Source organism: Nitratidesulfovibrio termitidis HI1, from assembly GCF_000504305.1.
GTDB lineage: Bacteria > Desulfobacterota > Desulfovibrionia > Desulfovibrionales > Desulfovibrionaceae > Cupidesulfovibrio > Cupidesulfovibrio termitidis.
Genome location: NZ_KI632512.1, coordinates 2,659,459 through 2,679,706, shown reverse-complemented (window position 1 = coordinate 2,679,706; position 20,248 = coordinate 2,659,459). Strand labels below are relative to the sequence as shown.

Here is a 20,248-nt window from a genome sequence, read left to right as displayed (position 1 = left end):
AAGGGGGTGGGAAGGCAGTCCGAAGGGGGCGCGACCATGATGGACCAAGACGTGAGCTTGACGTGAGGCGACCCCCCGTCCGCCGTGCCCGGCGCTTCCCATGGCTGGGCCGCTTCGCTCCGAATGTCTTCCCCGGCGTGGCAGGCAACGCAAAATCCCCCGCCACATGCCGTGGCGGGGGATTTTGCTGATGGAAAACTCAAAACGCTCCCCATAAAGGGGTCAAGGGGGCGCGGCCCCCTTGCGGGGCGCGGGGCAGCGCCCCGCTCCTTCCCGTTTTTTCTTCAAAGCGTTCTTCCCGATTCGTCCCGCAATCGTCCCGGCGGGCTATTCCTCGCCGCCGCCGTCCTCGTCCAGGTCGCGGGAATACTTGCAGGTCTTTTCCGGGCAGGCGATGTGGCGGCCCCGGGCGCGGGTGTTCTTGATCACCAGCAGGGGCGAATTGCAGTCCGGGCAGGGGCCGGGCACGGGCCAGTCCCACAGGGCGTAGTCGCACTTGGGGTAGGCGCTGCACGAATAGAAGATCTTGCCGCGCTTGGAGCTTTTTTCCACCAGCACGCCGTCGCACCCTTCGCGCGGGCAGGGCACGCCGGTGGAGAAGGGCGCGGTATAGGTGCAGTCCGGGTACTTGGTGCAGGCGATGAACCGGCTGCCGGTGCGGGCCTTCTTCAGCACCAGGTCACCACCGCATTGCGGACAGGTGCCCACCTTTTCCGGTTCCTCGCGCAGCTTCTGTTCGACCTGGATGTTGCCCTTTTCGTCGCGGGTGAAGTTCTTGGTGTTGCGGCAGGCCGGATAGCCGGAGCAGGCCAGGAAGGTGCCCGCCTTGCCGAACTTGATGACCATGGGCTTGCCGCACAGTTCGCAGTCTATGCCGCTGGGCAGGCCGCCCTTCACGGTGTCCATGGCCTGGGCGGCGCGTTCGAGCACCGGGTTGAACCCACCGGTGAAGTCTTCCAGCAGCTTCACCCAGTCCAGGTCGCCTTCGGCCACCTTGTCCAGCGATCCTTCCATCTGCGCGGTGAAGTCCACGTCCATCAGGGTGGTGAAGTGACCGGACAGCAGATCACAGACCACCGCGCCAAGGTCGGTGGGGGCAAAGTGCTTTTCCTCCAGCCGGGCGTAGTCGCGGTCGAGCAGGGTGGAGATGATGGCCGCGTAGGTGGACGGGCGGCCAATGCCGCGCTCTTCCAGTTCACGCACCAGGGAAGCTTCGGTGTAGCGGGCCGGGGGCTGGGTGAACTTCTGTTCCTTTTCCACGGAAAGGGCGGTCAGTTCCTCGCCCACGGAAAGCTTGGGCAGGTCGCCTTCGGCCACTTCCTCGCCGTCTTGCGACTCCTTCTGGGGCGATGCGGCCAGAAAGCCGGGGAACAGCAGCCGTTCGCCCTTGGCGCGCCATTCGACCGGGCCGCAGGCGATGGTCACCGTGGTGTCGTGAAAGCGCGCCGCCGCCATCTGCGAAGCGACAAAGCGCTGCCACACCAGCCGGTACAACTGGAACTGGTCTGGCGGCAGCAGGTGACGTACCGAATCGGGCGTGACGGCGACATCAACGGGCCGGATGGCTTCGTGCGCGTCCTGCGCGCCGCCCTTGGTCTTGAACTGGCGGGCCTTGGCGGGCAGGTGGTCGTTGCCCCAGGTGGCGGCGATGAACTCGCGCGCCGCGTCGCGCGCCTCGTCCGCAATGCGCACGGAGTCGGTACGCATGTAGGTGATCAGGGCCACGGTGCCCGCTTCGCCCAGTTCCACGCCTTCGTACAGGCGCTGGGCGATGTTCATGGTGCGCTTGGCAGAATACCCCAGCCGCTGGCTGGCGGACTGTTGCAGCGTGGAGGTGATGAACGGGGGCTGCGGCTGGCGCTGGCGTTCCTTTTCGTCGATGCCGGTGATGACGAAGGGCTGGCCCTGCATGGAGGCTTCCACGGCGGCGGCGTCCGCCGCGCTGCCGATGGCGGGCTTTTTGCCGTGCAGCTTGTGCAGGTCGGCCCGGAAGGGGGGCGGGGTGGCCCCGGCCAGGCGCGCACGGAACAGCCAGTATTCTTCGGGGTTGAAGGCGCGGCGCTCGGTCTCGCGGTCCACGATCAGGCGCAGGGCCACGGACTGCACGCGCCCGGCGGAAATGCCGCGCTTCACCTTCTTCCACAGCAGGGGGGAAAGCTTGTAGCCCACCAGACGGTCCAGCACGCGGCGGGCCTGCTGGGCGTCGAACAGGTTGCGGTTCAATTCGCGCGGGTTCTCCAGCGCTTCCTTTACCGCGCGGGCGGTGATTTCGTTGAACTGGATGCGCTGGATGTTGGTGTTCTTGTCGCGGATCAGTTCCGCCACGTGCCAGGCAATGGCCTCGCCCTCGCGGTCGGGGTCGGGCGCCAGGTACACGTTGTCGGCCTTGGCGGCGGCTTCCTTGAGGGCGGAAACCACCTTCTGCTTGCCGTCGATGACCTGGTAGCGGGGGGCAAAGCCGTTGGCCTCGTCGACGCCCAGTTCGCTGGTGGGCAGGTCGCGCACGTGGCCCACGCTGGCATGCACGGCGTAATTGCCGCCAAGGAATTTCTTGATGGTCTTCACCTTGGCGGGAGATTCGACGATGATCAGGTCCTTGCCCATGACTGTTCCTTTCCGGGAAAATGCGCTATTGGGGGCGCGTTTCCGGCAGGGAGCCGGATGCCCTGCCGCCCGGGGTCGCGTTCGGCCCCGTCAGGTAGGGGAAAATACGGCAATCGACGATTCCGTCAAGCCGCGCGGGTTCGCCACGCTGCGGTGGACGGCGGGTCCACGAGGTGGAACCACATGCAATCGTTCGTCAATATCAAGGATATGAACAGGGATATGGACCGCCCCGCGCTGGATGGCTCTCGTCTGGGCGCCCGTTATGGCGCGCGCTGCTTTAGCCGTGTGGCGGCTCTTGCGCTGTGCGTGCTGTTGCTGGGCCTGGCCGGGTGCGCCAAGGCCCCGTACACCGGACGCAGCCAGCTGATCATGTATTCCGAGGCGGACGAGGTCAAAATGGGCCTGGCCGCCATGCAGCAGGTGCTGAAGAAGGAAAAGGAGGTCACCGGCACGCCGGAAGCCGCCCGCGTGGAGCGGGTGGGCCGACGCATTGCCGCCGTGGCCGAACGCCCCCAGTACCGCTGGGAATTCCACACCATAGAGAAGAACGAGGTCAACGCCTTCTGCCTGCCCGGCGGCAAGGTGGCCGTGTACACCGGCCTGCTGGACCTTGCCGACACCGATGCCGAACTGGCCGCCGTCATGGGGCACGAGGTGGCCCACGCCCTGGCCCGGCACAGCAACGAGAAGATGAGCCGGGCGCGCATGGTGCAGGTGGGCCAGCTGGCCGCCATGGTGGGCGTGGCCGCGGCCAGCGGTTCGTCGCAGGCGGCCCAGGCCGTGGGCGACGGCTACGCCGGGGCCATGAACATGGCCGTCATGCTGCCCAACAGCCGCGAGATGGAATACGAGGCCGACCACATCGGCCTGCTGCTCATGGCCAAGGCCGGGTACGACCCGCACGCGGCCCTCGAATTCTGGCAGAAGATGCTCAACAAGGCGGGCGGCAAGGGCAAGTCGGACTTCATGTCCACCCACCCCACAGAGGCCAAGCGCATCGACGCGTTGCGGGCCATGCTGCCCGAGGCCATGCGCTATTACCGCCCGCGCGACGACGGCGGGTCCGGAAGCGCCGGGGGCAGTGCGGGCGGCAAGGCCGCCGGAGCCGGAACCAGCGGCGCGACACCTGCCGGAAAGTAGCCCGGTTCGTCTGCCGCTTTTTGTATCTGCATGGCCCCGCGCGAAAGCACGGGGCCTTTCTCGTTTCCCGCGTGGTCGAAGGTGGGTTCCGCTCCACGGCGTTCGTCCGCCTGCCCCTGCCGGAGCCCCCTCCGGCATACCGCTTCCGGGCTGCCGTCGGCGGCTTGACGCAATTCCCGCATCCACCGCCCGCCAGGCGTTGCCGGGTGTTCGCAGCACGCCCGCAACCCGCCGTCATGCAAGGCAGAGTGGTCATGCTGGCATTGCCCTTGCTTTGCCCCTTGCGCCGCCACTCCGTTCCCCGGCGGCAGGAGGATTGCGCATGGCCTACGGAAAGAACATCTCCATGGACGCCCTTCAGACACTGGTCGAAGGGCGGGCCACCGAAGGTACCCGGCGCGCCGGCGCCGCCCCCAGGGCGGGCCAGCGCGGCACCGCCGACCCGCGTTTTGCCGCATTGCTGGCCAAGGGCGCTGGCACATCACCCCTGGGGGGAGTGCTTGCGGGCGGTCTTGGCGGCGGGGCTGCGGCGTCGCCGCAACTGGCGGCCCTGCCCGGCCTGACGGCGGCGGGCGGCGCGACGGAAAGCGCCCTGGCCGCCGATGACCGCGCCTCGCGCGCGGCCATGGACATCGTCAATTCCCGTGCCCTGGCCACGCTGGCCAAGGTCATGGAAGGCGGCACGGGCGGGCTGGATTCGCTGCGCGGGGCCATGACCTCGCGCAACCTGATGGCCCTTTCCGGCAACCTGGACATGGCGGCCTCTGGCTTGGGTGGCGTGGGCGGCGGAGCGCCCATGAATGCCGTGGCTGGCGGACCCGGGCGCGGCGGTGCGCAGGGGGGCGCGGGCAAGTCCACGCGGCGGGAGCGAACCGATAAGACGGACAAGTCGGGCCGTCGTGACGCGGCGGGCGGCTCCGCTGACGACCTGGGCGGGCTGTCCGCGCAGTTCGAATCGGGCGAGGACGGCGTAGCCGCCATCGGCTACGACCGGCACGGGGGCACCTCGTACGGCAAGTACCAGATTTCGTCGCGGGCCGGGACCATGGACCGCTTCCTTGATTTTGCCCGGCAGGCCGCGCCGGACATCGCCTCGCGTCTGGACGCCGCAGGTCCCGCCAACACCGGCGGCAAGACCGGCGAAATGCCGCGCGTGTGGCGGGAAATAGCCGACGAACAACCGGAACGGTTCGAGGCCCTGCAAGAGCAGTTCATCCATGAAAGCCACTACGCGCCCGCGCTGCAGGCCGTAAGCCGCGCCGCCGGCCTGGACAAGAGCGCGCTGTCGCCCGCCCTGCGCGAGGTGCTGTGGAGCACCGCCGTGCAGCACGGACCCGCCGGGGCCACCCGCATCTTCGCCCGCGCGCTGGACAACATGGCCGAGCATCAGTCGGCGGCGCACGAAGGCGGGCAGGGCGACGCCACCGTGCAGGCAGGCACCGCCAAGGCGGGCCGCAACTTCGAAAAGCAGCTCATCCGCGAGGTGTACGCCGTGCGGTCCGGCCAGTTCGGGTCTTCGTCCGAACGGGTGCAGGCAGCCGTGCACAACCGCCTGGACCGCGAGATGAAGCTGGCCCTGGCCATGACCGACGGCAAGAACCGCGCGTAGCGGGCCTGTTCCGGCATGGCCTGCCAGTCGGGTGGTCGGGTGGTCGGGTGGTCGGGTGCGGAGGGTCAGGACGTCGTGCCGAGAATGCCAGAAGCTTAGGACTGGGTCGATCCGCCGGTCCGGTTCCACCCCTGCGCCCTCGTTGCCAGTGCACGCCCCTTGTGCGCCAATTGCCGATTGCCGGTGAAAGTCCGGGTGTCGGTCTTTTGGCGCGTTCGCTCGTTTTCTGGCGTGCCCGTTCGGGCCGTGTATCCTTTTGTGTCTTCCACCATGCATCTCCGACCTGTTCGCATCACGAGCAGGCCGGATTTTTCGCGTTTTCAGAGTGTTGCACACCGGGCGGAATGGCATGACGCGTTTTCGCCAGCCCTGCCGTGCCGGGCTGTTGACACCGTGACCTCTCCCGCATACTCTGCACATATGAACACGTGTTCATATGTGCAGACAGTGCCAACGGCCGGGTGGCACGCATATGCGTCCCGCCATCTTTTCACGGAGATCCGCCCATGACCGCCTTTCGCATCGAGGAAATGGACTGCGCCAACGAGGTGAGCATCCTGCGGCGCGCGCTGACCCCGCTGGTGGGCAACCCCGACCGGCTGGAATTCGACGTGCTGTCCCGGCGCATGCGCGTGGACATGGACGGCCTGGAGCTGCGTCCCGACGACGTGGTGGCCGCCGTGGCCCGCACCGGCATGCGCGCCGCGCCCGAGACGGCTGGCAGGTCCGGCGTGGTGCTGGGTCCGTTGCCTTCGGCCAGCCAGGGTCGCCATCATGAGCATGCGCATTGCCAGGGCGATTGCCAGAGTCACGGCCCTGCGGACGGTCACGGGCACCCCATGTCCAGTGAACACGGGCATGACCACGTACAGGCCGACCTTCAGGCCATAGCCCCCCGGCCCGCGCAGATTCCTGCCCTGGCCGGGTGCTCGTGCTGCGGCGGCGCGTGCGCCGTGCCCGCGCCCGGCGACGTGCCTTCCGGCCTGCTGTCCCTGCTGCCGCCCGGCCTGACCGCGTTGTGGCAGCGCCAGTCCTCGCTGCTGCTGTGCGCATTGAGCGGTGTGGCCCTTGCGGCGGGCATCGGCGTGGAATGGGCGCGCAGCGGCTCGCTGCTGGCCGTTTTCGCCGAAACGGGCGTGCCGCATGCGGCCACCCTGATTCTGTGGCTGGCGGCGGCGGTGGCGGGCGCCTGGCGGGTGCTGCCGCGCGCGGTGCATTCGGTGCGCAGCCTGCGGCCGGACATGAACCTGCTGATGGTCACGGCGGTCATCGGCGCGGCGGCCATCGGCCAGTTTTTCGAAGGGGCCTCGGTGGCGTTCCTGTTCGCCGTGGCCAACCATCTGGAATCGTGGAGCGTGGACCGGGCGCGCTCGGCCATTGCCGCGCTGCTGGACATTTCGCCCTCGCGTGCCCTGCTGCTGTCGCGTCCCGGTGATGTTGGGGGTACTGTTGGGGGTGGCCTGCCCGGCCTGCCCGTGGAAACCGCCGTGGAAAACGTGCCCGTGGGTTCGCGCATTCTCATCCGCGCGGGCGACCGCATACCCCTGGACGGCACGGTGGCGGCGGGCAGCTCGGACATCGACCAGTCGCCCATTACCGGCGAATCCATGCCCGTGCCCAAGCGGGTGGGCGAGCCGGTGTACGCGGGCACCATCAACGGCGGCGGCGTGCTGGAGGTGCTGACCACCCGCGCCGCCTCGGACACCACCCTCGCGCGCATCCTGCACATGGTGGAGGCGGCCCAGTCGCGCCGCGCCCGCGCCGTGCAGTGGGTGGACCGCTTCGCCGCCGTGTACACCCCGGCCATGCTGGCCGTGGCCGCGCTGGTGGCCGTGGCGCCGCCGCTGTTCTTCGGCGGGGCGTGGTCGGCCTGGGTGTACGAGGCGCTGGTGGTGCTGGTCATCGCCTGCCCGTGCGCACTGGTCATTTCCACGCCCGTGTCCATCGTGGCCGGGCTGACCAGTGCGGCCCGCAACGGCGTGCTGGTCAAGGGCGGCTCGTTCCTCGAACTGCCCGCCAGCCTCACCGCCGTGGCCTTCGACAAGACCGGCACCCTGACCCTGGGCCGCCCGCGCGTGGCCCGCGTATTGCCCGTGGACGGGCACCTGCAGGTGCGGGACGCAGCATCCGCATTGCGCATTGCCGCAGCGCTGGAAGGCCCCAGCAGCCACCCCCTTGCCCGCGCCATCGTGCAGCATGCCCGGCAGGTGCTGGGGACCGCGCTGGATGATGGCGCCACGGCCAGCAACCACCGCACCCTGCCCGGCTTGGGGGCCGAAGGCGTGGTGGACGGCGTGCGCTGGCGCATCGGCAATCGCCGCTTTTTCGAGCAGGATGGGGCGCAGGCCGGAGCACAGGACGGTCAATCCATTGGTACTGAAGACGCCGACACCGGGTCTTCCGTGCTGTTGTGGAACGACGCGGGCCTTGCCGCCGTCATGGAACTGGAGGACGATCTGCGCCCCGACGCCCGCGCCGTGCTGGACGACCTGCGCGCCGCCGGGCTGCGCCGGATGGTCATGCTGACCGGCGACAACGCGGCTACCGCCGCCCGCGTGGCCGCCGCCTGCGGTGTGACCGACATCCGGGCCGACCTGCTGCCCGCCGACAAGACCGCCGCCGTGGCCGCACTGGTGGCCGAAGGCGAACGGGTGGCCATGGTGGGCGACGGCGTCAACGACGCGCCCGCGCTGGCCACCGCGCACCTTGGTATCGCCATGGGCGGCATAGGCAGCGATGCGGCCATCGAAACCGCCGACATCACCCTGATGTCCGACGACCTAGGCAAGCTGCCGTGGCTGGTGCGCCATTCGCGCCGCACCCTGGGCGTCATCCGCCAGAACATCGGCTTTGCCCTGGGGCTGAAGGCGCTGTTCCTGGGGCTTGCGGTGTTTCAGGTGGCCAGCCTGTGGATGGCCATCGTGGCCGACATCGGCGGCTCGTTCCTGGTGATCATGAACGGCCTGCGCCTGCTGCGCCCCAAGGCGTAGGGGTGGGTGAGGCTGCTGACAAACCCAAAATCTTCCGGGGGAGGGACCCTTTTGGAAAAGGGTCTCCTCCCCCGGACCCCCGCGCTGCTGTCCTCATCCGTAATACTCGAAGACTCGCATAACGGCTGAGGCTCCCCCAAAAACTTTTATTTGTGCTTTCTGTGCATTACGAAAATACAGGGTTCCAAGGGGCGGCAGCCGCGTTGCGATCGCCATCCGTAAGGCTCACAAGCGCGCCTAACGGCTGCCGTCCTTGGCCGCCAGAGGCGTACAAAAGCAGGCTTTGTCAACAACATGACCACCCGCTATTCGGGTGGTTTTGATTTGGGTGGGGGGAAGGGCGGCTCAGGCCGCCACGTCGGCGAAAGCGGCCCCGGTCAGGGCGGCAAGGTCGGCGGGCGAAAGTTCTATCTCCACGCCCCGGCGACCCGCGCTGACGTAAATGGTGGGGTATTCCTGCGCGGAAGCGTCGATGACCGTGGGCAGGCGCTTTTTCTGGCCCAGCGGGCTTACCCCGCCCACCACGTAGCCGGTCACGCGCTCGGCCATGGCCACGTCGGCCATGGCGGCTTTCTTGGCGCCCACCACGCGGGCCAGCTGCTTCAGGTCCAACTGGTGCAGCACGGGCACCACGGCCACCACCAACCCGTCGCCAGCGGCCACCACCAGGGTCTTGAACACGCGGGCCGGGTCCACGCCCAGCTTGTCCGCCGCTTCGCGGCCATAGGATTCCGCTGCCGGGTCGTGGGTGTATTCATGGATGGTGTAGGCGATCCTGGCCTTTTTGGCGCGGTCGATGGCCGGAGTCATGGTGGGGCCTCCCTGCGGATACGGTCGAAGACTGTCGCGTGCCGGTGGGCACGATAGAATGCCGACACCGCGCCATACCCCCGTTGCGCCGGGCGTGCAACGGGGCAGGCCTGTCCCGACCCTGTAGGTGGCTTTCCGCCCGGTCAGCGGTTGCTCGCCTTGGCGGGCATGCCTATGTGAGGCGGTACGTCCCTATTTTTCAGGAGCAGTGCATGAAGCTTTTCCGTCTGATTCTTTCGGCCACCCTCATGGTGTTGGTCCTGACCGGCGCGGCCCACGCCTTTTTCGGCTTCGGCAGCAAGTATGAAACCGTGCAGCCGCAAGGCGATACCATCCGCATCAAGGCCGCCGACATCACCCCCACGGCGAAGTTCTACGCCACCAAGGACGGCACCACCGAAATCCGCTTTTTCGTGGTGAAGGGCCCTGACGGCACCCCCCGCGCCGCGCTGGATGCCTGCGACGTGTGCTGGCGCGAGGGCAAGGGCTATCGCCAGGAAGGGGCCAACATGATCTGCGAGAACTGCGGCATGGTCTTCAATACCGCGCGCATCAACGAGGTGCGCGGCGGCTGCAACCCGCACCCGCTGGAACGCACCATGGACGGCGGCGATCTGCTGCTGCGCGTGGCGGAGTTGAAGGCCGGGGCCAAGTACTTCGCCACCGCGAAGTAAGCCCAAATGGTCCTTTCGCCCGTTGGCTGACCGACCCGAAGGGCGCGAAGCGTGGCCGTTGGGCGAGCTTGCGAGCCCCACGGACATCGTGCGCAACGAGGTCAAACTTCGCCCGCCACTCGGTCGAATACGGCATGAGTATACTCCCTCATGTCGGGACTCGTTTTCCTTGCCAACGAACGAAAATCCTCATTTGGGGATAGTCCCGGAGCGTGAGAAACCGGTCCCGACCACGAGCACCTGATGAACATCCTGACCATTCCGCTGCGTTGCGCCCGCAAGAAGTGGCTGCGCACCCTCTCGCTGTTCTGCATCTTCACCCTTGGTGTGGCATCCATCGTGGCCCTGCGCGAGGTGTCCGCCGTGGTGGGCGAAAGCCTGGAGCGCAAGCTGACCAGCTTTGGCGCCAACATCATGGTTTCCCCGGCGCGCGAGACGCTTACCATCAGCTATGGCGGTCTGCCCCTTGGCGACCTGCTGCTGGACGAGGGGCATCTGCCGCAGGCGGACACCGCCAGGCGCATCCGGTCCATCGAGTTCAACGCCAACATCGCCGCCGTGGCCCCCAAGCTGGTGACCATGGCCCGCATCGGCTCGCCCGCAGGGGCGGCCACGCCCGTGGCGCCGCTGCCGGTTGCGGTCGTGGGCGTGGACTGGCCGGAGGAACTTTCGCTGAAGGGCTACTGGGCCATCGACGGCGCCACCCCCAAATCCCCGGACGGGGCGCTGGCGGGCCACGCCGTGGCCGCGCGGCTGGGCCTTGCGCCGGGCAGCGTGGTGGACGTCAACGGCCATGCGGTGACCGTCACCGGGGTCATCGGGTCCACCGGCAGCGACGACGACAACGTGCTGCTGGCGGACATCGGCTTCGTGCAGCGGGCCTTCAACCTGCCGGACAAGGCCAGCTTCGTGGAAGTGGCGGCCCTGTGCGCGGGCTGCCCCATCGACGACATCGTCGCCCAGTTGCGCGCCGCGCTGCCGGGGCAGGACATCAAGGCCCTGCGCCATGTGGTGGAGCAGCGCATGTATTCCGTGCATTTTGCCCAGCAACTGGCGCTGGTTGTCAGCCTGGTCATCCTGCTGACGGCCTGCGCCATGGTGGTCATGTCCATGCTGTCCGCCGTCAACGAGCGGCGACGCGAGATCGGCATCCTGCGTTCGGTGGGCTTTTCGCGCTTCGGGGTGTTCACCGTGTTCGCGTCCGAGGCGCTGCTGGTGGGCGTGGCCGCCGGGCTTGCCGGGCATCTGACCGGGCATGGCCTGGCCCTGAAGGTGCTGGCGCTGCTGCACATGGCCGACGTTGCCCCGCCCGCGTTCAGCCCCGGTGCGCTGGCCCTGACGACCTGCGGCATCGCCGCCGTGTCCGTGCTGGCGGCGGCCTTCCCGGCGTGGAAGGCGTCGAGGGTGGAGCCTGCGGCCGCGCTCGTGTCCCTGTAGTCGTCCCGCGCATATCCTCGCATCCCCAAAGGCACCGCATGACCACAGATCACACTGCCAGCGCCCCGGCCATCATCATCGAGGCGCGCGACCTTTGCAAGAGCTACCCTGCCACCGACGGCGGCGCGCCCGCGCCCGTGCTGCGCGGCGTTTCGTTGCGCGTGGCCCCCGGAGAATTCGTGGCCGTGGCGGGCCGTTCCGGCTCGGGAAAATCCACCCTGCTCAACGTGCTGGCCTCGCTGACCCTGCCCGATTCGGGCACGGTGCTGTTCGACGGGCAGGACATCACCCAGGTATCCGAGGCCCGGCGCAACCGCCTGCGTCACAGCGACTTTGCCGTGATCTTTCAGGCCCACCACCTGATGCCCTACCTGACCGCGCTGGAGAACGTGCTGCTGCCGTTCATGAACGGCCTGGCTCCGGTGCCCGCGGCCATGGCCGAAAAGGGCTGCCGCGTGCTGAACAGGGTGGGGCTGTGCGGCAAGGCCGGTTCACTGCCCGGCGCGCTTTCCGGCGGGGAACAGCAGCGCGTGGCCATTGCCCGCGCCCTGGTGCGCGACGCCCGCGTGCTGTTTGCCGACGAACCCACCGGCAGCCTGGATACCGCCACGGGCGAGGCCATCATGGAACTGCTGGCCGAACTGGGCCGCGACGGCCTGACCACGGTGATGGTCACCCACAACCCGGAATACGCCCGCCGCGCCCACCGCACACTGGTCATGCGCGACGGCCTGATGGTGGACGGCCTTGACTGATGCAGGGCCCGTTTCGGCGGGCGCGACAGACGTGCCACCACCGGGTGATGGTGTTGGCGGTCTTGCGGTTTTCATCGTGCCGCGAATGCGAAGGGGGCGTTTCCGCCCCCTTCCAGGCTGCTGACAAACCCAAATTCTTCCGGGGGAGGGACCCTTTTGGAAAAGGGTCTCCTCCCCCGGACCCCCTCCCCCCAAAACTTTTATTTGTGTTCTCGAGGCATTACGGAAACACAAAATGCGGGGTTCCAAGAGGCGGTAGCCCCTTGGCCGCCGGAGGCGTCCAAAAAGCAGACTTTGTCAACAACCTGGAAGGGGGCGTTTCCGCCCCTTCGTGTTTTAGTGCATTCGCCTTTGCGCTGGCCCGTGCCGTAGCAGCAGGGGCAGCGCGATTCATGCGGTTTCCGCAATCTGGGTTGCTGGTGTCTCCTGCACTGCCCTGGCCCGCGAACGCCCCTGTCGCTCATGGCGCCCCTGTCGTGGTTGCGGGGCTTCGCACTCCAGTTCCACCTCGTCGCATTCGCTGGCCATGGTGGCGTGGCCCGGCAGCAGTTTGGCACGGTACATGGCCGCATCCGCCCGCTTCAGCAGATGTTCCGGTTCCATGTCCTGGGCCGGGTCGTATCTGGCAAGGCCGATGCTCAGGGTCACCCCCCGGGTGTCGCCGCTGGCGTCGAACGAATCGATGAGCCTGCACGCCCACTTTTTGGCCCCTTCCATGTCCGTATCCACCAGGATGGCACAGAATTCGTCGCCGCCGTAACGGGCGGGCACGTCGCCTTCACGGCTGCAGCCGCGCAGGCATTCCGCCATCATTTCCAGTATCTGGTCGCCTGCCTTGTGCCCCCACGTATCGTTGGCGGCCTTGAATTGGTCCAGATCCACGTAGGCCAGTACGAAGTGGGTGCCCATGCGCTGGGCGCGCAGGAATTCGCGCCGCAGCTCAGCACGAAAGTGGCGCTGGTTGGGGATGCCGGTCAACCCGTCCTGGTGGGCCAGGTCTTCCAGTTCGCGGGTACGCTCGGCCACCATCTGTTCCAGTTCCTTGGCGTAGGTGGTCAGGTCCTCGCTGCGGAACAGGATTTCATCCATCAGGCTCTGGATGTAGGTGTCGAAGATGAGTGCCAGATCGAAAAACACCACCTTCTCCAGGGCGTGCAGCACCTCCAGTTGCTGCTCCATGCCGGGCACTTCGCTGCGGATGCGCAGGCGCAGCATCTTGATCAGATGCAGCACGGCGGTCATGAACAGCTTGGGCGTGACGCCGATGCGCTTGTGCACCAGCCCCACCCGCAACCTGCTCTGCACGTAGTCCAGCCCGTACTCGCCATCGAACAGGGTGAGCACGTAGCTGGTCAGCGAGCGCTTGAGCCGCAGCAGCCCCTCCTTGTCGCCGATGAGCCGGGCCACCTCGTCCACCTTGGACAGCACATCGTAGAATTCGTCCACCAGTTCTTCGGTGTTGGCGGTGATGACGGACTTGAAGCGCTTCAGGGTGGCGCAGTCTTCCCTGGTCACGCCCACCAGGCGCAACCGACGATCCACGGCCTGCACACCGATGTGCATCTGTTCGCAAAGGGTCAGTTCCGTGTGTTTCATGACGCCTCCGGCAATGGGGGATATTGCTCGCGCAGTACCACCCGTGCCGGACCGGAGACATGATAATATCGGATTGTGCCTACAGCGGCGCGGGCAGGTGATAGCGCGCAGCCACGCCGGGGAGAGGGACCGAGTGCGCGGCTGCCCACCCCGCAGCGTGCCGCGCTGGCCGCGCGGTGCATGCGAAAGGCCGCCCGCCCCGCCGTTACGGACAATCCTCGGGCGGAACCGGGGAATGAACCGGGGCGGAACGGACGGCCCTCAAAGTCGGGGCTTGTGTGCCGTCAGTGCAGCGCTTGTCGATGCTGCGGGTTTCAGGCGCGGGGCAGGGCGGGCTACTTGAAGCGCGACCGCGCCGAGGCAAAGGCCGCTTCCACGGCGTCCCAGGCCAGTTCAAGCCCGGCCTTCATGTCCTTCCAGGCATCCCCGCCGGCATGCTGCAATTCATCCAGCTTGCGCTTGGCTTCGTCGCGCTTGTGGCGCAGGTCGGTGAGCTGTTCGTGGTATTCCACGCGGGCTTCGGCTTTGGCCAGCGCGGCCTGCACTTCCAGCTTCTCGAGCTGGGCCTTCCACAGTTCGAGCTTGTCGCGAAGGGTGCGGATGTACTCTTCCCTGGTGTTGGGCATGGTCTGCACTCCCGTGGCTGGGGTTGTTTCAACAGGCCGGAATGTCCGGCATGCGCGCGGCTGCTTCGTGCCGCACCTTACCCCTACAGGTAGGCATGGGGACGAGGAACGGCAAGGGCGGGGTGAGGCGGAGGTTAATATCTTTCAACGGTACACGCCCTGTTATATAATGGCATTGATTTGTTGCAATTTTTTTCGATATTTCACAGCAGTTCAGACACGCAAATTACTTATTGCCAGATACTTGGGAGTTTCTTACACCCGATGCGAGTACAGGGGGTACGCATGACTACAGACTGGGCTTCACACACGGAAAACGAAAGTATTTCAGTTTTTCAGAGCACGTTGCCATTGGCTGAGAAACTCGACAAGGCCAGAGTGGAGTTACTTGATTTATCGGCGCGTAACCGGTTGCTCAACATGCCTCGCTCCGGAAAGAGCGCGAGGACCATCGAGATAGTGGATGAAATAAGCTCTGAAATTTTCAGGCTGCTGGTCCGCGAAGGTAAACTCTTTACGTTTGTGGCGGGTAAATCCGCCCGTACGGAAGGTGATGAGGCGGACACCGAAGCGTATGAGATCACGGATCTTGCGCAACCGGATGATGATGTTGTTGATGAACGGGGTGTTTTCAGCCGCCATGCCGACACCCGCCTTCAGACCCGGTTGACCCCGCAGGGCCTTCAGAAACGGCTGCTCGAACTCTATTTCGATGCCCGGACATTGGAGGAGGAACAAGGCGTCAACATTCTTTACCTTACATTGGGGACTCTCAAGTGGGTCGACCCGGCCAATGCCGCCAACATCAGGCATGCCCCGCTGCTCTTGATTCCTGTTTCGCTGGATCGTGGCAATGCCGCGGAAAAATTCAAGCTTCGTGCGCGGCAGGAGGATTTTTCCTCAAACCTGTCGCTTGAAACCTTCCTTGACCGTGTTCACGGTATTTCCTTGCCGACGTTTGAAGCCACGGATTCCTTTGAGCCGCTTTCATATTTTGAAAGCGTCGCGGATGCGGTGGCTGGCAAGGCGGGCTGGACAGTCCAGCATGACGAGATGGCGTTAGGTTTTTTTTCGTTCGCCAAGTTCTTGATGTACCGCGATCTTGACCCGGAAACATGGCCAGCCCACGCCCGAATAAGCGACAGGCCGCTGATCCGCTGTGCTCTCGCCGATGGTTTCGCTGGCTCCGACGGAATGATTCCCGAAGACGCCAAGATCGACCCCTTCATACCTCCTTCGGAAATGCTGCACATCGTGGACAGCGACAGCAGTCAGGCCTTGGCTGTCCACGAGGTCCGGCGTGGGCGCGACATGGTGATCCAGGGGCCCCCCGGCACCGGTAAAAGCCAGACGATCGCCAACATCATCGCCGCCGCCGTTGCGGACGGAAAGACAGTGCTTTTCGTTGCGGAAAAGATGGCTGCGTTGGAGGTGGTGAAGCGTCGGCTTGATGCCACTGGAGTGGGTGACGCCTGCCTTGAACTGCACAGCAACAAGGCGAACAAGCGGGCATTGCTCGATGAATTGCGCCGTACATGGCATCTGGGTGTGCCCAAAACGCAAGATGCGGGCACCTTGTACGCCAGGCTTGCGGAACTGCGTGATGGCCTGAATGCCCATGCCGCGAGGCTGCATTGTTGTCATGTCACTGCGGGACTCAGCCCGTATCAGGTGATCGGGCAACTTGTCCGGCTGCGTCAGGCAGGCGAACGGCCCAACGATATCGTACTTGAAAACCCTGGGGAGTGGACATCTGACGGGTTTGCGGACCGGCATGCCGTGCTTGCCGAATTGGCGTCGCGCGTGGAGGAGATCGGCACGCCGTCCGATCACGTCTGGAGCGGCGTCGGGTTGGCGTCGATAACGCCGATGGATGTGGAGAGGTTTACAGGCCGTTTTTCCGCCTTGGCTGAGCGTCTGGTGGCGCTTGACGAGAAACAGGCCGACATGGCCACCCTGTTGGAACGTGAACGCGCCGCAACTCTTGATGCCCTTTCACCCCTCATCGAATTGGCCGTTCGGATTGCTGGCACGCCGGGACTTCCGCAGAGCGCGCTTTCCTCACCTGCGTGGCAGGAGAAATATGACGATATCCGGGCGTTGCTGACGACCGGCAAGCGGTACACCCAACTGAGGGAAGAACTGGCATCGGGCTTTACCAGTGCGGCGTGGGAAACGGAGACAGGAACTGCCCGTGCCACGCTGTCCCGGTTGCCGCTCTCCTTTTCCCCGGACGGATTTGGCCGGTTGGCGATCCTGGTTGACCGGCTTCCGATGCTGACCGCAGAGGCGGAAGCATTGGCCAGGGCGATGGAGCGTCCTGCGCCGTTGGCTCTTGCTGATATCCTGCGCCTAGTGAAGGTTGGCGAACGCGTTCTGGCTGCGCCGCCTTCCAGCCGCGAAGCGTTCGCGGCAGATGCGTGGGATGGCAATACAGGGCGTGCGGCAGATTTGGCTGGCGCAGCTCTCGCCCTCGAACAAGTCCGATCCGAAATCGGCGCATCAATTTCCGATGCCGCGTGGGGCATGGATCTGGCTGCGGCGCGTACGGCCCTTGCCGCACACGGCACGGGATTTTTCAAAATATTCAGTGGTGAGTGGCGGCGGGCCAATCGGCTTGTCCGGTCCATTCTTGTGCATCCAGAGCAGCCGTTGGCGGCCACACTGACGCAACTGGATGCGCTTGCGCGGGGCCAGGCGGCGAAGCGTTTGCTGGAAGCGGAAGACGCTTTGGGCAAGACCCTTTTTGCAACGGATTGGCGGCAAGATCGCTCGGTTTCCGGCCCCCTGCTGGCACTGGTGGAGTGGATGCAATCCGTTGAAGGGCTTGGAGCAGAGCCGCGTACGGTGGTGGCTGCAAATCCTGACCGGGATGTCATTGCGCGGCATGTCGCGGGCACGGAGAATCTGCTTGCCGAAGTGAGCCCGATTGTCGCCAAAGTCTGGAGCGAGTTGCCTGCATCGGCTGCCGTGTTTGGCGATGCGCCGACTGCGGAAAGGGCGAATATCGCTTCGCTGCTTGTCGCCGCCACGTCTTTTACGGATGCCGCTCGTGCAACGGGGGCCATATTTACGGAAGTTCCCACATCGCTTTCCGAACGGCTCAACATGTTGGAACGGCTTGCCGAAGGCCAGGTGTGTGCGCGGTTTCTCGACGCAGGCGATGCACTTGGACGCTCTGCATTTGCAACAAGCTGGATTGGCAGTGACTCCGATTGGCGCGAACTGGATGTGGCCGCCACATGGATTGCCTCCAATGGGGATATCCGGCTGCTGGCGAGCCGTGTGGAGGATCGCCGACACGTTGCCGCCCAGGTCGAGGCCATCAAGTCAGAGCGCGCCTCACTGATTGCCGATGGCGTGTGCCTTCTGGAGGATATCCGTCTCGCTCCCAGGCATGATTTCGATACCGCCCGGATTGGGACGGTTCCCATTGCGCGGCTGTGCGCTAGCTTTGGCGAGTGGGCGGCAAGCGGAGAACAGCTTTTCAAGTGGGTTGCCTATCGTGACCGCGCAGATCGCGGCAGGGCGCTTGGTTGCGGCGATGTCGTCATGCGGCTTGAAGATGGCAGGCTAACGCCAGGCGAGGTGCTGCCAGCCTTCGAGATGGCGTATTACGAGGCCATCTATGCGGAATTGGTGCGCATGAACCCCGATCTGGGCCGATTTGACGGCACGTTGCATGGGCGGCTCGTGCGAGACTTTGCCGATCTTGATCGGAAGCGGATTGCCCATGCCGGAGTGGAGGTAGTCCAGGCGCATCACAAACGTGTCCCCCCTCGTGATGGATCGGCCATTGGACCGCTGGGGGTGCTGCGTGCCGAAATGCAGAGGAAGCGCGGCCATATGCCCATTCGCAAGCTGATGGAGCGGGCAGGACAGGCCGTCCAGGCGCTCAAGCCGGTGTTCATGATGAGTCCGCTCTCTGTCGCGCAGTTTCTTGCACCGGGCGTGTTCGATTTCGACCTTCTGGTGATGGACGAAGCAAGCCAGATTCAGCCGGTGGACGCGCTTGGCGCCATTGCTCGTGCAAGGCAGGTGGTCGTGGTGGGTGACCCCAAACAGCTACCCCCTACGGCCTTCTTTTCAAAGATAACGGGCAACGGGAGTGAGGACGATGACAGTGACGGCGGGCGTGTGGCCGATATCGAGAGTATTCTCGGCCTGTTTACCGCGCGAGGCCTGCCGACGCGCATGCTGCGCTGGCACTACCGCAGCAAACACGAGTCGCTGATCGCGGTCAGCAACCGTCAGTTTTACGAAGGCAAGCTGTTTATCGTTCCAAGCCCCTATACGGCAGAGGCAGGCATGGGGCTTCGCTTCCATTACATTTCGGAGGGCCTGTTCGACGCAGGCGGCACACGGACCAACAAGATAGAGGCGAAGATCGTCGCACAGGCCATCATCGACCATGCGCGCGAATGCCCGCACCTGTCGCTGGGGGTTGCCGCCTTCTCCGCCGCGCAACGGCGGGCCATTCTTGATCAGTTGGAACTGATGCGGCGTAGTTTGCCGTCTGACACAGAAGCGTTCTTTCAAGCGCACCCTGCAGAACCGTTTTTTGTCAAGAATCTGGAAAATGTTCAGGGTGATGAACGCGATGTGATCTTCATCTCAGTGGGCTACGGTCCCACCACTCCGGGTGGACGTCCTCCCATGCGCTTTGGTCCGCTTGGCTCCGAGGGGGGAGAGCGGCGTCTCAATGTCTTGATTTCGCGCGCCAAACAGCGCTGCGAGGTGTTTTCGTCCATGACCGACGAGGATATTGACCCTGACTTCGCCGCGACCCGCAAGGGCGTTTTGGCGTTCCGCCTGTTCCTGCACTATGCCCGGACCGGGCGGATGACCATGGCGGAAAGCACCGGACGGGACTACGACAGCGTCTTCGAGGAGCAAGTGGCCCAGGCGCTTCAGACACGAGGGTATCAGGTGCATCGGCAGGTCGGGCTCGCGGGTTTCTTCATTGATCTCGCCATAGCCGATGCCGAACGTCCCGGTCGCTATCTGCTTGGCATCGAGTGCGACGGCGCATCTTACCATGACGCCCGTTCCGCGCGTGATCGCGACCGGCTGCGGCAATCCGTTCTGGAAAGCCACGGCTGGGTAATCCACCGGGTCTGGAGCACGGACTGGTTTCAGCGGCCTGCGGAGCAGCTTGAACTCATTATTGCCAGGATCGAGGCGGCCAAGGAAGAGTATGACACCAAGGCCGCGAGCCGTTCCACACGGGCGGTGCCCATTGAAATTGTGGCTATCGAGCGAGAGGATGTGACCGAGATCGGGCTTGTCCCCACGGACGATGAGAGCCCGTCTGCCGGAGCTGAATATGTTGAAGCCGTGTTGCAACGGCCGACATATCGCACCGACGAACTGCACGAAACGCCGACAGGCATACTGACAAATCTTGTCGTTGAAGCCGTTAGTGTTGAAGGGCCGGTGCATGTCGATGAGGTCGTTCATCGCATTCGTGATGCCTGGGGATTGAAGAGGGCAGGCGGACGTATTCAGGACGCCATTGAGGCCGCAGTAAAAGTGGCGGTGAAGACGGGGCGGATCGAGCGTGTGTCGCAATTCTTGTCCATCCCCAACGAACCCGTGCGCATACGTGACAGAAGCACCACGAAGTCTTTCAATTTGCGCCGGGCGGACATGCTGCCGCCAGCGGAAATAGATGCCGCCATTCTGGATATTGCTCGGAATAACTTTGGCGCGACAAGAGACCAGATGGTGCAGGCGACGTCCCGCATGCTGGGCATCAAGGTGACCAGCGCAGCCGTGCGGGCTGTCATAGAGCAACAGATAGACGAGGCGGTTGCATCCGGAGCTCTTGTGCTGCAGGCGGATATCCTGACACCAGCGGCACTCAGCTAGCTGTCTGTCAGGCGAAGAGACAAAACCGCCCGCCGCGAATGCTCGCGGCGGGCGGTCATTTTTTCGTCGTTCTTCCCGCAGGCCTTGCGGCCCATGGGTTTCGTGGGGCTTCACGCCCCGCGTTGCCGTTGCG

Annotated in this window: 11 protein-coding genes; 7 read left to right on the top strand and 4 right to left on the bottom strand. The window is 65.1% G+C overall.

What is annotated here, in order from left to right; all coding sequences use genetic code 11:
* Positions 1 to 327: 327 nt before the first annotated feature.
* Entirely contained in the window at positions 328 to 2,604 is a 2,277-nt protein-coding gene (gene topA, locus DESTE_RS10835; protein WP_035067581.1) for a type I DNA topoisomerase, read from the bottom strand.
* Between the two features lie 183 nt (positions 2,605 to 2,787).
* Between topA and DESTE_RS10830 the strand changes: the two genes are divergently transcribed.
* The 3 genes from DESTE_RS10830 (at position 2,788) to DESTE_RS10820 (ending at position 8,346) form a co-directional block, all read left to right on the top strand.
* On the top strand, positions 2,788 to 3,747 hold the full coding sequence (locus tag DESTE_RS10830; protein ID WP_035067578.1) for a M48 family metallopeptidase: 960 nt from the start codon (positions 2,788 to 2,790) through the stop codon (positions 3,745 to 3,747).
* 322 nt (positions 3,748 to 4,069) lie between these two features.
* Positions 4,070 to 5,356 carry a VgrG-related protein gene (locus DESTE_RS10825; RefSeq protein ID WP_035067576.1) on the top strand — a complete coding sequence of 429 codons (1,287 nt, stop codon included), beginning with the start codon at positions 4,070 to 4,072 and terminating at the stop codon, positions 5,354 to 5,356.
* 506 nt (positions 5,357 to 5,862) lie between these two features.
* Positions 5,863 to 8,346, top strand: a complete 2,484-nt coding sequence (locus DESTE_RS10820; RefSeq protein WP_035067574.1) for a heavy metal translocating P-type ATPase — start codon at positions 5,863 to 5,865, stop codon at positions 8,344 to 8,346.
* 345 nt (positions 8,347 to 8,691) lie between these two features.
* On the opposite strand, the gene ybaK is transcribed toward DESTE_RS10820, so the two are convergent.
* Entirely contained in the window at positions 8,692 to 9,156 is a 465-nt protein-coding gene (gene ybaK / locus DESTE_RS10815) for a Cys-tRNA(Pro) deacylase (RefSeq protein WP_035067572.1), read from the bottom strand.
* A gap of 212 nt (positions 9,157 to 9,368) precedes the next feature.
* On the opposite strand from ybaK, the gene DESTE_RS10810 reads away from it, so the two are divergent.
* The 3 genes from DESTE_RS10810 to DESTE_RS10800 all read left to right on the top strand — a co-directional run bounded on the left by DESTE_RS10810 (position 9,369) and on the right by DESTE_RS10800 (position 12,022).
* Positions 9,369 to 9,830, top strand: a complete 462-nt coding sequence (locus DESTE_RS10810) for a DUF2318 domain-containing protein (protein WP_035067570.1) — start codon at positions 9,369 to 9,371, stop codon at positions 9,828 to 9,830.
* 243 nt (positions 9,831 to 10,073) lie between these two features.
* A complete protein-coding gene (locus tag DESTE_RS10805; protein ID WP_035067568.1) occupies positions 10,074 to 11,267 on the top strand; it encodes an ABC transporter permease in 1,194 nt (397 codons plus the stop codon).
* A 38-nt stretch (positions 11,268 to 11,305) separates the two neighbouring features.
* Entirely contained in the window at positions 11,306 to 12,022 is a 717-nt protein-coding gene (locus tag DESTE_RS10800; protein ID WP_084559433.1) for an ABC transporter ATP-binding protein, read from the top strand.
* A 390-nt stretch (positions 12,023 to 12,412) separates the two neighbouring features.
* On the opposite strand, the gene DESTE_RS10795 is transcribed toward DESTE_RS10800, so the two are convergent.
* Positions 12,413 to 13,618 carry a GGDEF domain-containing protein gene (locus DESTE_RS10795; protein WP_051384424.1) on the bottom strand — a complete coding sequence of 402 codons (1,206 nt, stop codon included), beginning with the start codon at positions 13,616 to 13,618 and terminating at the stop codon, positions 12,413 to 12,415.
* A gap of 335 nt (positions 13,619 to 13,953) precedes the next feature.
* The gene (locus DESTE_RS10790; RefSeq protein ID WP_035067566.1) at positions 13,954 to 14,244 is read right to left on the bottom strand and encodes a sll1863 family stress response protein; all 291 of its coding nucleotides are present in this window, start codon (positions 14,242 to 14,244) and stop codon (positions 13,954 to 13,956) included.
* Between the two features lie 285 nt (positions 14,245 to 14,529).
* On the opposite strand from DESTE_RS10790, the gene DESTE_RS10785 reads away from it, so the two are divergent.
* Positions 14,530 to 20,115: a DUF3320 domain-containing protein gene (locus DESTE_RS10785; protein WP_035067564.1), complete on the top strand. Its 5,586-nt coding sequence runs from the start codon at positions 14,530 to 14,532 to the stop codon at positions 20,113 to 20,115.
* The last annotated feature ends 133 nt before the right edge of the window (positions 20,116 to 20,248 follow it).

Bases quoted from the DNA above. Each gene is read 5' to 3' on its own strand.
- topA (WP_035067581.1), bottom strand. From the start codon at position 2,604: ATGGGCAAGGACCTGATCATCGTCGAATCTCCCGCCAAGGTGAAGACC.
- DESTE_RS10830 (WP_035067578.1), top strand. From the start codon at position 2,788: ATGCAATCGTTCGTCAATATCAAGGATATGAACAGGGATATGGACCGC.
- DESTE_RS10825 (WP_035067576.1), top strand. From the start codon at position 4,070: ATGGCCTACGGAAAGAACATCTCCATGGACGCCCTTCAGACACTGGTC.
- DESTE_RS10820 (WP_035067574.1), top strand. From the start codon at position 5,863: ATGACCGCCTTTCGCATCGAGGAAATGGACTGCGCCAACGAGGTGAGC.
- ybaK (WP_035067572.1), bottom strand. From the start codon at position 9,156: ATGACTCCGGCCATCGACCGCGCCAAAAAGGCCAGGATCGCCTACACC.
- DESTE_RS10810 (WP_035067570.1), top strand. From the start codon at position 9,369: ATGAAGCTTTTCCGTCTGATTCTTTCGGCCACCCTCATGGTGTTGGTC.
- DESTE_RS10805 (WP_035067568.1), top strand. From the start codon at position 10,074: ATGAACATCCTGACCATTCCGCTGCGTTGCGCCCGCAAGAAGTGGCTG.
- DESTE_RS10800 (WP_084559433.1), top strand. From the start codon at position 11,306: ATGACCACAGATCACACTGCCAGCGCCCCGGCCATCATCATCGAGGCG.
- DESTE_RS10795 (WP_051384424.1), bottom strand. From the start codon at position 13,618: ATGAAACACACGGAACTGACCCTTTGCGAACAGATGCACATCGGTGTG.
- DESTE_RS10790 (WP_035067566.1), bottom strand. From the start codon at position 14,244: ATGCCCAACACCAGGGAAGAGTACATCCGCACCCTTCGCGACAAGCTC.
- DESTE_RS10785 (WP_035067564.1), top strand. From the start codon at position 14,530: ATGACTACAGACTGGGCTTCACACACGGAAAACGAAAGTATTTCAGTT.